At 40.4% G+C, this 13,807-nt stretch carries 15 protein-coding genes; 5 read left to right on the plus strand and 10 right to left on the minus strand.

Translation table 11 applies throughout. The annotated features are described in order from the left end of the window. Positions 1–4 precede the first annotated feature (4 nt). Entirely contained in the window at positions 5–613 is a 609-nt protein-coding gene (locus RIC88_RS12680; RefSeq protein ID WP_350217904.1) for a fumarylacetoacetate hydrolase family protein, read from the minus strand. Between the two features lie 101 nt (positions 614–714). Beyond that, a complete protein-coding gene (gene mtaB / locus RIC88_RS12685) occupies positions 715–2,043 on the minus strand; it encodes a tRNA (N(6)-L-threonylcarbamoyladenosine(37)-C(2))-methylthiotransferase MtaB (protein ID WP_350217905.1) in 1,329 nt (442 codons plus the stop codon). Between the two features lie 97 nt (positions 2,044–2,140). Here mtaB and RIC88_RS12690 point away from each other — a divergent pair, with 97 nt between their 5' ends. Continuing rightward, a complete protein-coding gene (locus RIC88_RS12690; protein ID WP_350217906.1) occupies positions 2,141–3,925 on the plus strand; it encodes a tetratricopeptide repeat protein in 1,785 nt (594 codons plus the stop codon). Positions 3,926–4,014: 89 nt separating this feature from the next. Further along, positions 4,015–4,776 (plus strand): response regulator transcription factor, encoded by a 762-nt coding sequence (locus RIC88_RS12695; RefSeq protein ID WP_350217907.1) that lies wholly within the window; start codon positions 4,015–4,017, stop codon positions 4,774–4,776. Here RIC88_RS12695 and RIC88_RS12700 read toward each other — a convergent pair whose 3' ends face one another. Beyond that, a complete protein-coding gene (locus RIC88_RS12700) occupies positions 4,777–5,451 on the minus strand; it encodes an arylesterase (RefSeq protein WP_350217908.1) in 675 nt (224 codons plus the stop codon). Between the two features lie 100 nt (positions 5,452–5,551). Here RIC88_RS12700 and RIC88_RS12705 point away from each other — a divergent pair, with 100 nt between their 5' ends. Beyond that, a complete protein-coding gene (locus tag RIC88_RS12705; protein WP_350217909.1) occupies positions 5,552–6,274 on the plus strand; it encodes an ABC transporter ATP-binding protein in 723 nt (240 codons plus the stop codon). A 167-nt stretch (positions 6,275–6,441) separates the two neighbouring features. After that, positions 6,442–8,994, plus strand: coding sequence for an ABC transporter permease (locus tag RIC88_RS12710; RefSeq protein ID WP_350217910.1), 2,553 nt, complete (start codon positions 6,442–6,444; stop codon positions 8,992–8,994). A gap of 198 nt (positions 8,995–9,192) precedes the next feature. On the opposite strand, the gene RIC88_RS12715 is transcribed toward RIC88_RS12710, so the two are convergent. The 3 genes from RIC88_RS12715 to RIC88_RS12725 form a co-directional block, all read right to left on the minus strand. After that, the gene (locus RIC88_RS12715) at positions 9,193–9,567 is read right to left on the minus strand and encodes a PIN domain-containing protein (RefSeq protein ID WP_350217911.1); all 375 of its coding nucleotides are present in this window, start codon (positions 9,565–9,567) and stop codon (positions 9,193–9,195) included. Next, on the minus strand, positions 9,567–9,758 hold the full coding sequence (locus tag RIC88_RS12720; RefSeq protein WP_350217912.1) for a type II toxin-antitoxin system VapB family antitoxin: 192 nt from the start codon (positions 9,756–9,758) through the stop codon (positions 9,567–9,569). Before RIC88_RS12720 ends, RIC88_RS12715 begins: the two co-directional genes overlap by 1 nt. A gap of 171 nt (positions 9,759–9,929) precedes the next feature. Further along, positions 9,930–11,102, minus strand: coding sequence for a hypothetical protein (locus tag RIC88_RS12725; protein WP_350217913.1), 1,173 nt, complete (start codon positions 11,100–11,102; stop codon positions 9,930–9,932). 521 nt (positions 11,103–11,623) lie between these two features. On the opposite strand from RIC88_RS12725, the gene RIC88_RS12730 reads away from it, so the two are divergent. Beyond that, on the plus strand, positions 11,624–12,355 hold the full coding sequence (locus RIC88_RS12730; protein ID WP_350217914.1) for a hypothetical protein: 732 nt from the start codon (positions 11,624–11,626) through the stop codon (positions 12,353–12,355). Here RIC88_RS12730 and RIC88_RS12735 read toward each other — a convergent pair. The 4 genes from RIC88_RS12735 to RIC88_RS12750 form a co-directional block, all read right to left on the minus strand. Next, positions 12,327–12,716: a type II toxin-antitoxin system VapC family toxin gene (locus RIC88_RS12735; protein ID WP_350217915.1), complete on the minus strand. Its 390-nt coding sequence runs from the start codon at positions 12,714–12,716 to the stop codon at positions 12,327–12,329. The genes RIC88_RS12730 and RIC88_RS12735 overlap by 29 nt on opposite strands. Further along, positions 12,698–12,904, minus strand: a complete 207-nt coding sequence (locus tag RIC88_RS12740; RefSeq protein WP_350217916.1) for a hypothetical protein — start codon at positions 12,902–12,904, stop codon at positions 12,698–12,700. The genes RIC88_RS12735 and RIC88_RS12740 overlap by 19 nt, the downstream gene beginning before the upstream one ends. 260 nt (positions 12,905–13,164) lie before the next feature. Beyond that, the gene (locus RIC88_RS12745) at positions 13,165–13,395 is read right to left on the minus strand and encodes a type II toxin-antitoxin system RelE/ParE family toxin (protein WP_350217917.1); all 231 of its coding nucleotides are present in this window, start codon (positions 13,393–13,395) and stop codon (positions 13,165–13,167) included. Then, positions 13,386–13,613 carry a hypothetical protein gene (locus RIC88_RS12750; RefSeq protein WP_350217918.1) on the minus strand — a complete coding sequence of 76 codons (228 nt, stop codon included), beginning with the start codon at positions 13,611–13,613 and terminating at the stop codon, positions 13,386–13,388. The genes RIC88_RS12745 and RIC88_RS12750 overlap by 10 nt, the downstream gene beginning before the upstream one ends. Positions 13,614–13,807: the final 194 nt, after the last annotated feature.

The following is a 13,807-nucleotide window of genomic DNA, read 5'->3' on the forward strand; positions in this document are numbered from 1 at the left end:
TCAGCTACTTTACTTCAAAATCAAACATTTGATCACCCTCCAAATATCCTACCAAACGATCACCAACTGCAACAGGACCTACTCCTTTAGGAGTTCCTGTGAAAATAATATCTCCGGTTTTCAAAAGAATGAACTGTGAAACATAGGAAATGATTTCATCGATCGGCCAGAGCATCAGGCTGGTGTTGCCATTTTGTACTTCTTCACCGTTTTTCTCTAGTCTGAAGTTAACATTGGTCATATCCCGTTTACCCTTAGAGATAAATTTTGAGATTGGTGCTGAGCCGTTAAAAGCCTTGGCTATTTCCCATGGGTATCCTTTTTCTTTTACGATTGTTTGCCAGTCTCGTGCAGTAAAATCTATACCCAATCCAATTTCATCATAGTACTGATGTGCAAATTGTTGATTAATTGATTTTCCTTCCTTCTTGATTTTGACAAGTATTTCAACCTCGTGATGGATATCTTTCGAAAAATCGGGATAATAGAATGGATCGTTGTTTTTTAGAAGGGCTGTATCCGGCTTCATGAAAATGATCGGATGTTCCGGGCGTTCATTCCCTAGTTCTTCGATGTGTTCAGCGTAATTCCTGCCGATGCAGATGATCTTCATAGTCAATAGTATTAACTCAAAAATAAAGATCATTCTGAGTCATTCTGAACTTGTTTCAGAATCTTTTATGGAAGGGGAAATTTAGATGTGATTGAGGCGAGTTAATGAACGAGGACCTCTTCCGGTTCTTCAACTTCTACATACCCATCGGAATTGATGGATTTCAGCTTAACCGCTTTCAATTCGTTGATTAATATTGGGTCATATTTAGCTGCTACTCGTACGTAATTTTCAGTGAAGCCGTGCATGATACCCTGTCCGTCCGACAGGCGGGCATCCTGAATATCCTCTTCGAAAAGAACTTCAAAATCTTTACCCAACTGCCGCTCATAGAAGAAACGTCGTTTCTTTTCAGAGAGTCCTCTGAGCATTTTGGAGCGCTCATTGCGAACACCCTGATCAACAACCCCATTCATGTCTACCGCTTTTGTATTTGGTCGTTCCGAATAGGTGAAAACATGCAGGTAAGAGATGTCGAGTTCGTTGAGGAAATTGTAAGTGGTTAGGAATTCTTCTTCCGTTTCTCCTGGAAAACCGACGATAACATCCACACCGATACAACAATCCGGCATTAAGGTTTTGATCTTTTCAACCCTGCTTTGATAAAGGTCGCTCAAGTATCGCCTATTCATTTTCTTCAGAATATTGTCGCTTCCTGACTGAAGCGGGATATGGAAGTGAGGAACGAAACGTTTGGACTGAGCTACAAACTCAATCACCTCATTCGAGAGTAGATTAGGTTCGATGGAGGAAATACGGAACCGATCGATACCTTCAACATCATCCAGGGCTTTAACCAGATCAATGAATTTCTCTTTTCTGCGACCATCCTGAATGCCGAAATCGCCGATGTTCACACCTGTGAGTACAATCTCTTTCACATCTGTCTTGGCTATTTCCTTCGCTTGAGCTACAATATTGGCGATAGTATCACTTCGGCTTTTACCTCTGGCCAGAGGTATCGTACAGAAAGCACAACCATAATTACATCCATCCTGTACCTTCAGGAATGTTCGGGTACGATCTGCAATAGAATAAGACGCATTAAAGGCCTTAGCTTCCTTTATTTCTGAGGCGAAAATTCCGCCTTTTGTGAAATCATCCAGGTAATCAAAAAGACGGAATTTTTCAGCAGCACCTAATACGGCATCCACGCCTGGTATTTCAGAAATCTCTTTTGGCTTGAGCTGAGCATAGCAACCGATTATGGTTACGAAGCTCTCGGGTGAGATTTTCTTTGCTTCTTTTACAATCTTCTTGCACTTCTTATCAGCATTTTCTGTAACAGAACAAGTGTTGATGATGAAGATATCCGGATTATCTGTGAAGTCGACTTTCGTATAACCTTTATCCTCAAACATCCTGGAGATGGAGGATGTCTCAGAGTAATTGAGCTTGCAGCCAAGAGTATAAAATGCGACTTTTTTCATTTGGGAGCGCAAAGTTAAAAGAAAAACATAAGATGTAATTCTGGCGAATGATTATTTGGTATTTAGTAAATTATGTTACCATCTGCTTAATAATTTAATGAAGCAAATTCTAAATATCGCCGCTTTGAGTCTTTGTCTTCTATCTTATGGCCAAACTAAAGAGATTGATAGCTTAAAGATTTCACTTAAACAAACTAAGCACGATACTACCAAGGCACTTACATTGCTTCGTATTGGTTTTTTGTATTATCAAATCTCTCCAGACTCCCTTATTAAATACACATCTCTTGGACAAGATTTATCAACTGAAATTGGGTTTGAGAAGGGGCTTGCGAACGCATTGAATAATTTAGGAACACTTGAATATTCTCAATCTAATATCGATGAGGCCTTGGAGTATTACACAGAGTTTCTGAAGATTTCGGAAAAGATTGGGTACCTCAATGGTATTAACAGAGCACTGAACAATATTGGAATTGTAATGAGGATCAAGGGTGATTTTGCCAAAGCCTTAAACTACTATGAGCAATCGCTAAAAGTAAAAGACAAGATTGGAGATATCAAAGGTAAGGGAGGCACATACAATAATATGGGCATGGTTTATCAGGATTTAGGAAACTACACTAAAGCCTTAGAGTGTTATTTCAAGTCCATTGAAATAAAGGAGGAAATTGGTGATGAAGACGCCTTTGCCAGTACATACTCAAATATAGGAGAGCTTTATAAAGAAAGCGGAGAATATGATTTGGCAATGGAATACTATTCACGCTCTAAAGACATACACGTGAAATACAATGAGACCTTAGGGATAGGGACATCATCTCGAAATATCGGAACAGTTTACTTCCTAATGGGAGATGAACAAAAAGCACTTGAGTTTTTCAATAGAGGGTTAGAGATTTCTAATACAGTCGGAAACAAAATTCTCAAGGCAAATTTGAAAAATGATATTGGTAAAGTTTATTTCAGTGAGGGCCAATATGATAAGGCACTAATCCATTTTAAAGAAGCGTATAATCTTTTTAATGAGATAGGGTATAATGTTGGGATAATTGAGAATCTAATTTCAGTAGCCAGCTATTACATGCAGTTTGGACAAATTAAAAACGCTATCGATCATGGAAATGAAGCGTTGACCGTTAGTCGTATACTTGAATATAAAAAAGGAATGAGTGATGCGAGTAAGTTATTATATGAGGCTTACGCCAAGTTAAATGATTTTAAAACAGCCTATGAATATTCACTCATTCATAAGGTGTATTACGACAGCCTGAACTCTGAGATACAGAGTAGAGAAATTGCGATTTTTGAAAGTAGGTATCAGTTGGAGAAAATCTCAACTGAAAATGAAATGCTCGCCAGTCAAAACGAGTTACATCAGGCAGAATTAGAAAAGAACCGACTTCAGATTCAAAGGCAAAATCTGTTAATTTATGGTGGAACAATAATGTTCTTGCTCTCCCTTGGTATGATGTACATCGGATATCGGTATTATAAATCAAGGAAAAGGTCAGTCGAGATACAAAAGAAAAAGAATCGAGAAATTACTTTACAATCAAAAATTCTTGCTGAGCAGGCAGATGAACTGATCAGGGTAAATGAGGAAATTCAAAGTATGAATGAAACTCTTGAGGAAGAAGTTACAAAAAGAACAAAGAAGATTCAGGCACAAAATGAAAAGCTCAAGGAGTATGCATTTTCAAATGCCCACCATGTTCGCGCCCCTTTGGCACGGATTCTAGGCATCACTGCTCAACTAAAGTCTGGCGACCCATTAACTGAAGAACAAAGAAAACGACTCAATGCAAGCATTCTATCCTCAGCAGAGGAGTTGGATCAGGTGATACGAAAGGTGAGCGAAATTCTCAAACCTGAAGATTAGGTTATTTTAACTGTACTCATTTTGGATCTTGCTGAATTAGTATTAGACTACCACAAACGATTATTTACATTGCGATCTAATCTTATCAAATGACAATTCATAACGGAGACCATCTTACCATTGAATATGAAAAAGAAGCTCATCGCTATGTAATGTTTTGGCATAAGCCACCTTCCACTTTTAAGGAATTCCAAAAGGAAATGTTGACGTATACAAAGTATTTCGTTAAGAATGGAATTAATCAAGCACTGTGGCTACATAAAAACTACAACCTGCCATTGACGGAGGAGCAACTTGATTGGGTACAGGAAAACGTTAATGAACCATGTTCTGAAACTGCTGTCAAAGTTGCTTTTGTTGTTGGAGAGGACGCAATAGTTCATCTAATGGTCATGGATCACTTTGACGATAATCCAATTGATAGTGAAGTGAGGCATTTTTCTTCTGAAGAACGAGCACGTAAGTGGCTTAATTATGACCAACAAGAGTTTACTACATCCGGAAAAACCAAAATCACATTCGAGGGTGAAGATGAAAATGGGCACTCTGTTTTCACGGTGAAAACACCTTCAGCAAGTGTGATTAGTGCACTGAAATCTTTTAAGTATCTATCCGAAGAGGGGGAATTTGTAAAACATCATATGAAACAATATTTGCTATTAACTCCACGTGAGAAACAGGTTTTGATTATGATGGCGAAAGGGATGACCTCTAAAGAAATAGCATCTGTTTTGTTTCTATCTGTTCACACAGTTGCTACACACCGAAAAGCAATCAATCAAAAGCTAGAGATCACTTCCGTGATGGAAGCAAAACAGTATGTTGATGCCTTTCAGCTCTACTTTGAGTAATCAGAGCAATGGCTCTAGATGTCTCCAAACAGTCTCAGCAACAATTTTATGACCCTCCGGTGTTGGGTGAATCCCATCTGAGAGATTTAGCTCCGGATTTCCGGCGACACCTTCCAATACAAATGGGATTAGTGTTGCATCATTAGCTTCAGCCAGTTTGGGAAATAATTGACTGAATTTTTTGCTGTAGTCTTGACCAAGGTTTGGTGGAACCATCATACCCGCTATGATGATTTTGACTTCCGGATTCTCCTTTTTTACTGCATCAATAATTGCCTCTAGGTTTTTAATGGTCTCGTCGAGAGGCAATCCTCGTAACCCGTCATTGGCACCCAATTCCAGAAAGAAGATATCCGGGACCGTTCGAAGCACCCATTCAATTCGACTCTTACCTCCAGCAGAGGTTTCTCCGCTGAGGCCGGCATTGATGGTTTTGTAGTTCAAACCGAGTGAATCGATACGCTCTTGAATAAGTGCAGGAAATGCCTGATCCATATCCAGTTGATAGCCAGCAGTAATACTGTTTCCAAAGAACAGTATCACCTTCTTTTCTTCAGTTTGAGTTCGGACTTCCTTTTCGTCTTTTGGACTGGAGGAAGTGTTGCTTTCAGATTCCTTCGTGTTTCCACAACCAATTAAGACGAGTAAAAACAAGATGTTTCGAATGTACGTCATAGTTTTAGCAGTATGATTCCCCATTAACTGGGCTATATGACCAAACATGGAAGTTACAAACATGTAGGCGGGCTTTTCGTTAACTAGTTAAAATTTTTACATGTCGAACGGATCATCAATTTTAGAAGTTTCATCACTTTCCAAGTCATTCAAAAGCGGTTCCAATGAAATTCAGGTGTTAGCAGACATTGAGTTTCATGTCGAAGAAGGATCGTCTCTTGCTGTAGTAGGTCCATCCGGAAGCGGGAAAACCACCTTACTTGGACTTTGCGCAGGCTTAGACCGACCGACTACTGGCTCAATTACGCTTAATCACATTTTACTGGATCGGCTAAACGAGGATGAGTTGGCACAGGTCAGGAATCAGTTTGTTGGGTTCGTTTTTCAAAACTTCCAACTGATTCAAACACTGACTGCACTGGAGAATGTGATGATTCCATTGGAACTTAGAGGGGTGAAGACTGCAAGGAAGCAAGCCAGTCATCTATTAGATAGGGTAGGCCTGGGTGAACGAATGAGCCACTATCCATCACAGCTATCCGGAGGAGAGCAGCAACGAGTAGCTATTGCACGGGCATTTTCCAATGAGCCCAAAATTCTTTTTGCTGATGAGCCTACAGGGAATCTGGATGAAGATACCGGGACATCTGTGGAGGAACTACTTTTCGAAATAAATAGGGAAAAAGGCACCACACTCATTTTGGTGACGCATGATATGGAGCTGGCAAATAAAACGAATCAGATCATACAATTGAAAGGTGGGAAGATTATTGATCATCGAAAAGGTAACAACGAAGTTCATATGAGAACTGCTGCTTCTTGAATTTTAGAAAAATGTCAAAAAGAAAAAACATAAAGCTTACGTCACTTCGAACGCAGTGAGAAGTCTCCCAATTTCTTCAGCATCAATTTGGAGACCTCTCCATTCGTCGAGGTGACGGTATTTTTTCTTGAATTCAGTTGATAAGAGACAAGGTTTGGACCTAATACATGGATAAAAAAATCAAAATAGAAGAAGCAAAGTATAGCCGGTCCTGGCCCTGGAAAATGGCCTGGCGTGATAGTCGGAAAAGTAGAGGCAAACTCCTTCTTTTTATTGCTTCGATATCACTTGGGATCGCAGCGATGGTTGGCATTACTTCCTTTAGGGAAAACCTGATGGATGAAATAGATCAGCAAGCACAAGAACTGGTAGGATCGGATGTACGGATACGGGGAAGAAGAGACCTGGCCGATACCGTTTTACAATCCTTTCGATCCAAAGCGGCTGATTTCTCAAAAGAAAATTACTTCGCCTCGATGGTCTTGTTTCCTGAGACCGGAGGTACCCGACTCGTGCAAGTTCGAGCACTTGAAGGAGCATATCCATACTATGGGGATATTGTTACCAAGCCGATCGAAGCTGCTAGTCAGTTTCAATCCGGAAAGTATGCATTGGTGGATGAAAAGCTGATGATCCAGTATGATGCGCAGGTTGGCGATAGCCTGAGTGTGGGGGCCATCAATTTTGAGATCATTGGAATGATTACCCAAATACCCGGGCAAACGGATGTCTCAGCCTCCATTTCTCCTGTTGTTTACATTCCCCATCAATACCTGGAAGAAACTGGATTAATTCAGAAAGGAAGCCGTGTCAATTATGTGCATTATTTCCAGTTTTCCGAAGAGGTGGACTCTGCCGGCTGGGGAAAATTGGCAGCTAAGACCGAAAGCAAAGGTTTTGATGTCGAGACCATAGAGGAAGAAAAACGAGAGACCGGCGAAGATTTCGATAACCTGTCAAACTTCCTGGAGTTAGTCGCTTTCACAGCTTTACTCCTAGGGTGTCTGGGAGTCGCAAGTTCAATTTACGTGTATGCGAAAGGAAAAGTGCAGTCGGTGGCCGTGCTCAGATGTCTGGGAATGAAAGCAAAACAGGCCGTAGGTGTGTACCTCATTCAGGTTTCCTTGTTTGGTCTCATAGGTTCAATCATAGGGAGTATACTGGGGATGATCATTCACCTCTACCTCCCGGCCATCGTTCAGGATTTTATCCCGATTGATATTGTTCCTGTACCATACTGGCCTGCCGTGTTGGTGGGCGTATTGATCGGAATCGTGATCTCTTTGATGTTTGGATTGCTTTCGCTCATTAGCCTTCGAAACATCAGTCCACTTTCTGCCATACGATTAGGTTTTGGAGAGAACAAACTCAAGTTTGATAAGTACCTGATCCCTATCATCGGTGGTATTCTAATGTTTATCTTTCTATCTGTTTATTGGCAGATTCAATCATTCACGCAGGCACTTGCCTTTTCAGGAATACTGATCGGCGCTATCCTTTTTCTCGGCGCAATGGGAAAGGGGATTAGCTGGCTTACCAGAAAATTGATCCCTGAAAGCCTTTCTTATGTCTGGCGACAGGGATTCTCCAATCTCTACCGTCCAAATAATCAGACGGTCATTCTCATTATGGCCCTGGGGCTGGGGACGGCTTTTTTAGCTACGCTGTACTTCATGCAGGATCTGCTGGTGCAGCGGGTTTCGCTCTCTGCCGCAAATGACAGACCGAATACCGTGCTATTTGATATTCAGTCCAGCCAGCATGAGGAAGTAAAAGCTGTGACAAATGAATATAAGTTACCGATTATTCAGGATGTGCCGATTGTAACGATGCGGTTACTCGAAGTGAAAGGGTTTACAAAAGATGAAGCATTCAATGACACGACCGTTTCCATTTCAGACTGGGCATACAGCAGGGAGTACCGGGTGACGTATCGGGATTCATTGATTGATTCGGAGACGATTGTAGAAGGGGAGTGGATAGGGCAGGTTAGGAATGACAGTATTTTCATCAGTATTGCCGAATCGTTTAAAGACAACCTGGATATCGAGCTTGGTGATGAGCTCTTGTTTAATGTACAGGGAGCAATCATAAAAACTTATGTGGGTAGTTTCAGAGAGATAGACTGGCGTAGGGTTCAGACCAATTTTATTGTGCTGTTTCCTGAAGGTGTGCTGGAGCAGGCACCACAGTTTCATGTGTTGGTGACCCGCATCGATGACATGTTGACTTCTGCGAAGTATCAGCAGGCAGTCGTGAAGCAGTTTCCTAATGTATCCATTATTGATCTGGAGCTGATATTGAAAACACTGGAAGATGTGTTGGGCAAAGTAGCTTTTGTGATTCAGTTTATGGCTTTCTTTAGTATTGGTACGGGCATCATTGTCATGATCAGCTCTATCATTCTCAGCAAGTTTCAACGTGTACAGGAAAATGTACTCCTACGCACGCTGGGTGCATCAAAAAAACAACTCTGGACCATCACTATTGCCGAATATTTCTTTTTGGGAAGTCTGGCTGCCATCAGTGGCATTTTCCTTGCCGGACTATTCTCTACACTGCTGGGACAGTTTGTGTTTGAGTTTACTTTCATTCCAAATCTCGCCCAGATGGTTACAGTGTTCTTTTTAGTAACCGGAATGAGTGTGACCATCGGTTTACTAAATAGCCGAAGTGTGGTGCGACAGTCTCCTTTAGAGGTGTTGAGGAGGGAAGGGTAGTTCGATTTGAGGATTAGACGATTTGGAGATTTTTTTGAGTAAACATTACAATCGTGAACGTCATTCCGAACCTAAGGGACGAAGGTGATGGAATCTCGTTATTTTATAACATCATGAGATTACTTCGGTCTGCCCCGCCTTTATCCGAACACATTCCCTCGTAATGACGGTTATATTCCGACCTGACTTAATGGCAACTTATTCAAACAACTTAAAATCAAAATGCTTTTGCATCAACTTAAAATGCTTATCCAGCGAGAGCAGGTAAAGGTTTTGTTCGATGGTTTGTTGAAGGATAATCAAATCAGGAATTCCAACTTTATTGATCCCATTTTGAAGATTTAATATTTGATATTGCCTGATAAGTTCCCAATCAATATTCAGTTCAGCTGAATCAAGGCTAAGCAAGCTTTCAATGACTTCTTCCTGTTTTTGAAGTTTGAGTGAAGGGATCAACTCTGACAGAATAATCTCATTGGTTACCACCAAATCTTCCTCAATTAGCGAATCCATTCGATCATTTCCATTTCGGAAGTAATCGATCCAAACAGAGCTATCTACGAGTACAGACATTACCTGTTTCTGAGGCTATCTAGATCAATATCAAGGTCTATTTTACCTTTGAATGAAAGCAAGCGCTTCCGTTTGATGCGGTTGATCTGGGCTTCAAGCGCTTCTTTGATGAGCGCGCTTTTGGTTTTTGCTCCTGTCATTCTCATCGCTTCTTTAATCAATTCTTCCGGAAGATCTAATGTAGTGCGCATAATTAATGACGTATGTATGCATAAATATAAGCATAAACTTTCATCTAGTTTATCAATTTCTATTGGAGATGTTGAGACGGGGAGGGGTAGTCGGATCATTTTAAGAGCGTCTTTAAGGCCCTGCCTGCGGTAAGCAGGCTTGAACAGGGATCTATCCAAATACTATTTCGGCTAGCCTGGCTTCTTATCAAACCGTACCCCAAACTTAAACACTAGCGGGCGGGCGTTAAGGTCATTGTTTTTGAAGTTGAAGTCATAGAGAATCGAGGAGGTCATTCGGACAAACCCAACCTTAAATTCCCTTCCGATACCAAGTAGGTAAGCGGACTGCCACCTGGCTGTTGCGGAGCTTTCATTATTAAAAAATGATTGATTGACCTGCCGCTCCATTTCTGCCCAGCCGAAGAATCCTTTAGGGATGTCATATCTGGTAAACAGACTGTAACCATAGCCATCACCCGTGAGCGTGGAGGTAGTGTCCTCGTTGTTAAATTGCTCGCGGAGGATGATGCCAACACCTCCAACCCACTTTTTATTGATCCAATAGCCAAGCTGCAAGTTGGTGTTGATGATTAATGGATCGGTGGACTGAATGGAAAAATTACCTCCGAAGTAAAGCCGCTTTCTAAATGGGACATTTTTTAATGAGTTGCGCTTTGTACCATTTTCAAGATTACGGGTATCGGGCAATTTTTTGTATTTCTTTTTTAGCTTTTCAAGGTCTAACTGAGCATTTTTAAACTGCTCAGGATCTATTTTTTGAAAAAGTATTCTTGCTTTTTCCGGCTTCACAAGGTTTGGATTGGGTCTGGAAGGAGGTCCGACCGGAACTATTCCGTCTACAGGGTTTTTGAATTGCGCTAAAGGGTCCTCGGATGAACTCATCTCTCCTGGTAAAAATTTGCGTGCATCCTCTTCTAAAATAGTGGTAGCTTTAGCAAGTGCGATGCTATCTGCTTCTTCTTTGCTGACTTCCGGTTCTAAGACAATCGCCTCTAAAATCAATTTACGATACGATTCAGGAATATTCGTACTTTCGAAGACCTCCTCTGAAATGGCCAAAGAATCTTCTTTAGTGAATGGCTTGACATCCATATCGTTTAATTGAATGGAATCGAGATGTAGCTTCTTCAAGCTGTCATACTTTGTTTTATATTCTTTCTTTGCTTCTGCCTGCTCCTTAAGCCGCTTGAGCTGGCTTTTTCGTTCCTTGGCTTGCTGCTTGGCTCCCTTAGCTTGATTTATCGCCTTGGCATGTTTACCAGTAGCCTTGGCATCTACTGTTACCTGGGCCGAAAGGCTGAAAATGAGGGAAATGAACAGAAAAGAAAAAAATAATCGCATAGTTATAGGTAGGCGCAAAGATAGGCAGAATTGTAGGTATTAAACCCCCATTTTTTGAAGACTGTAGTGCTTACAGGATCACGTCACTGCGGGGTACTGCGGAGCAATCTTTTACTTTTTACATCATTGCGAAGGAAGCATGACTGAAGCAATCTTAGTCTTCTACCCCTTAACTAGTGCGGAAGTTACTTACGTGCTCATCCATACTTATTCTATGAATTTGATTTCAATCAAACCTTTACCTCCAGCATAGTCGATTGCACTGCTATACAGATAATCTTCAGGATTGTTTCTTTATTCCTCAGAGTCCTTCCCTCCCATTTTTTGCATCCCAAGTGGCTCTGAGAGGGTGAAGGGCTGGAAGGTGCTGTAAGCACCTGAACAGGTCTGGCGTGAAGGATGCAAGCCAACTGATGGCGAACACCGCTTTATCTGTTTCCACCGTAGTTTACGAAGGTGGAATGTGACGAGTACAGCGAGGAAAGAAGGGTGGATTATTCAAGAATCTCTATCTTTCAATTATGATTTTAATAACACCACAAGACATCCTTTATTACGAGTTTTATTTTGATTCATTTGAAGGAACACCACAAAAAGTAACAAAGGGTATTTCTTCAGTTTTATTGTCAGAAGTTCGTTTTTCAGAAGATTTAAAAGTAAAAGACTTCTATTATCACCTTCTTCGGGATAAGGAAATGATAGATCATATTTTTAAGTTCACTACAAGAGGTTATAAAATTGAAAAGTATAAATCTGAATTCGAAGCTGAGCCAGACCCAGCCCGTGATAACTTAAATCATATTCAATTCAATTGGAGAACTACGTTAGAAAAGAAAGATAAGGTTAAACAAGAATGTCAGTTTAGTGGAGTTGGTCATAACTCAGACGGAAATAGAACAAATGGAGTGGAGAGTTCATATGGTATAGATCTTACCCCACTTAATAATTTGGCAAATCTTCCACTAAGATTGAATCACAGATTTTTGATTGAGGAATATTCAAATGGACTAACAGTTCACTTAGCCGCTGAAAAAGAATTCACCTTAATGGATGTTTCGAATGCATTTTTATATACTATAACCTGGAATGGCTATCCCGAGGATAGAGAGAAAGCCGCTATCGAAATCGAAAGAAGATTAGAAAAAGCAGAAAAGCAAATTGAAAGAGGTGAAACCATTTCTATGGAAGAAATGAGAAAGAAGCTTGAGTCTATGAAAAAGAGAATTACTGGTTCAAAAACTTCAAACCCTTAATGAATTTGAAATCCTTCATATTCAAAGTGTAGAGAGGAATATCCTCAGCAATAGCCGTTGCAGCTATCAATCCATCCGGCAGTCCAAGATTATGGCTCAAAGTATATTCCGTCATCAATCGGGTGAATACTTCTCCAACTGAATCAGAAATGTTGAAAGTATGTAAGTGAGACAAATCCTTGTTGATCTGTTTGAGTTCTTTCTTATTCAAAGCTCCAAACAGTAATTCTCCGACAGTGACTATACTAACAGCAATATTTTCCTGACCGATTGACTCAAGATTTTTAAGAATCTCCTGATTCTCTTTGTAAAACTCAATAAGGATGTTGGTGTCGCAAAGGACTAACGAGTTCTTGTCCATGCGTCTTTTCGTAGTTGCTTGGAATCAATATCCCTCCCTTTCCAAAGACCAGCGGAAGCAAAAAAATTGTAGCCTTTTTTTTGCTTCTTCTCTGATTTCTGAATTTCAATGAATTCAAACTGCTTGAGTAATTCAAGCAAGAAACTCACTTTGTTATCGTCTTTGACTGTAAGAGTAATCCGTTGCATAGACTTCTGTTTTAACTACAAATTAAAGCAATTTACACTTTTATGGTGTACACGAAGAGGGCGCATTTTAGTTCACCTCCTTCTTCTCTTCGTGAATGCGATGCGTAGCATGAGTCAAATATTTACATGGATTCAGTGATACCTCAGAGTCCGCTATCCCATCTCCCTTCCCTAGGGTGACTCTGAGGGGAATTACTTATTTTAAAGGCTTTTTGCGTGCAGAACGAATATTGATTAGTTCAATTTGTTTATTTCTTGGCTTAATCCGATAAGTCAAAATGGTGTATTTGTTGATAGGTCCCCCTGCGGAGATACTTCTGCTTTTTTGTGCTTTCAAGAAATTCAGGATATTGACTCAGCAACTTGAAAAATTCATTGGATTGACGAACAAAACGTTGTACTTCCTTCTCGGAAAAATTGGTTTCTAAATAATCAATGATTTTATCGTATCCAGTCTGAGCACGCTTAGTCCAGACAATTTCTAAAGCCATTTCTTGTATTTTGACATGACTTCTTCGTGAGGAATCAACTCGCCATTATCAGCTTGTCTAAGCCCTTCTTCTATTTCTTTCCTTTCTTCAGCACTAATCTCATCCCACCAATCCACTTCTTTCTTCTTTTTGAGTGATATAAACTCACTCAAGGTTTTGGTATCATTAAGCCCTGCAAACCATTCGATTAGTCTTATTTTCTCTGCTTGGATATCCATTCTGTCTAATGCATTTCGATTTGATAAAGGTAAATATTATTGAACTAACGTAAATTAACCTGAGTTCGACGTAAGCATTTTTAAAACCAACAAAAAACCGTCATTCAGAGGCTCACTGGGCTGATAGTGGGTTGGAAGCCGTGGAATCTCTTCGAATAAGAAAGACTCCACGCCTTTTTTCCCTCGCACTTCCA

This window comes from Ekhidna sp. (assembly GCF_040220215.1).
Classification (GTDB): domain Bacteria; phylum Bacteroidota; class Bacteroidia; order Cytophagales; family Cyclobacteriaceae; genus Ekhidna.